The organism is Methanoculleus sp. UBA413 (assembly GCF_002502935.1).
In the GTDB taxonomy this organism is placed as follows: Archaea; Halobacteriota; Methanomicrobia; order Methanomicrobiales; family Methanoculleaceae; genus Methanoculleus; species Methanoculleus bourgensis.
In genome coordinates, this window is the sequence record NZ_DAQR01000140.1 from 14,273 (window position 1) to 16,170 (window position 1,898).

2 protein-coding genes are annotated in these 1,898 nt (G+C 61.1%); both read left to right on the forward strand.

The window, feature by feature from the left end; genetic code table 11:
* The first annotated feature begins 32 nt into the window (after positions 1–32).
* On the forward strand, positions 33–1,448 hold the full coding sequence (gatB, locus tag BP858_RS12195; RefSeq protein WP_214166695.1) for an Asp-tRNA(Asn)/Glu-tRNA(Gln) amidotransferase subunit GatB: 1,416 nt from the start codon (positions 33–35) through the stop codon (positions 1,446–1,448).
* A gap of 6 nt (positions 1,449–1,454) precedes the next feature.
* Positions 1,455–1,898: toprim domain-containing protein (locus BP858_RS12200; protein ID WP_286879582.1), on the forward strand; the 444-nt coding region annotated here is incomplete at its 3' end.

A 1,898-nucleotide genomic window follows, 5' to 3' on the forward strand; every position in this document is an offset into this window, starting at 1 on the left:
ACCGCCTTCGCCTACGAGCAGGAGGTGAGGGCATGAAGACGATCATCGGGCTTGAGATCCATGTCCAGGTCTCGACCGCGACGAAACTCTTCTGCGGTTGCTCGACCGACTACCAGGACGACGCTCCCAACACCCACTGCTGCCCGGTCTGCCTCGGGCTTCCGGGGGCGCTCCCGCGCCTGAACAAAAAAGCGGTGGAGTACGGCCTCCGGGTGGCAAAAGCCCTCGACATGAGGGTGCTCGAAGAGTCTGAGTTCGCCAGAAAGAACTACTTCTACCCTGACCTCGCGAAGGCCTACCAGATCACCCAGCACGACAAACCGCTGGCGGTAGAGGGAACCATCGAGATCGAGGACGATGAGGGGCATGAGAAGATCGTCCGGATCACCCGGGTGCACCTCGAGGAAGACCCCGGAAGACTGGTCCACGTCACCGGCGCCTCGAAGTACTCGCTCGTCGACTATAACAGATCAGGTATCCCGCTCCTTGAGATCGTCACTGAACCTGACATGCGCTCCCCGCAGGAGGCACGCCGGTTCCTCAACAAACTCCGGACGGTCCTCGAGTACCTGGGGGTCTTTGACGGCGACCGGGAAGGCGGCCTGCGTGTGGATGCAAACATCTCGCTTGAGGGCTCAGAGCGGGTCGAGGTCAAGAACATCTCCTCCTACAAGGGCGTCGAGAAAGCCCTCACCTTTGAGGTGACCAGGCAGAGGAACCTGCTCCGGCGCGGACAGAAGGTGGCAAGGGAGACCCGGCACTTCATGGAAGGGCGCGGGATCACCACCTCTGCCCGCGGCAAGGAGGAGGAGCACGACTACCGCTACTTCCCTGACCCCGACCTCAGGCCGCTCCGCGTTGCGGAACGGGTGGCAGAGATCGACCTCCCTGAACTACCTACCGCCCGAAAGAACCGGTTTATGGAGCAGTACGGCGTATCGCTCAATCATGCGAGGACCCTGACCGGAGACCCGAAACTCGCCGACTTCTATGAGGAGGTCGCTCACATCGACCCGGCCCTCGCCGCTACCTGGGTGGCCGATACCCTTCTTGGCGAGCTCAACTACCGTGACATGGGTATCGCCGCCGTCCCGCCAGGCCACATCGCAGAACTCCTTGAACTCCTCAAGGCGGGCACCATCACCGACCGGGCAGGTGTCCAGGTCCTGCGCGAGATGCTTGATGCCTGCGTCGAAGGCAGGCCCTGCGAGAAGCCGACCGCGATCGTGAAACGTGAGAAACTCGGCAGGGCCGCGGGGGACGAGTTCACGTCAATCGTCCAGGCGGTGATCAGCGCAAACCCGCAGGCGGTGGAGGACTACAGGAGCGGGAAGGAGGGAGCCTTAAACTTCCTCGTGGGGCAGGTGATGAAGGAGACTCGTGGCCGGGCGGATCCGCGGGAGCTCAGGCGAATTGTCTCCGAATCAATCAAGATGGGCGGGGTGTAATCCGCAGTGCACCTGATCATCGCAGAGAAGAATATCTCAGCAAACCGAATCGCGCAAATTCTCGCCGGTAACGAAAAGGTGAGAGCGGTGAAGGAGGGAGGCGTTTCCACCTACTCCTTCGATACAAAGACGGTGGTCGGCCTCAAGGGGCACGTGGTGGAGGTGGACTTCGAGCCCGGCTATACGAACTGGAGGAGCAAGGTCCACACCCCACGAACCCTCATCGACGCCGGCACCGTCAAGAAACCGACCGAGAAGAAGATCGTCAACCTCATCCAGAAACTGGCAAAGAAGGCGGACCTCGTCACCATTGCCACCGATTACGATACCGAAGGGGAACTGATAGGGAAGGAAGCCTATGAGCTCGTCCGTGCGGTGAACCCTTCGGTCAGGATTAACCGGGCCCGGTTCTCCGCGATAACCCCGGCAGAGATACGGTCAGCCTTTGAG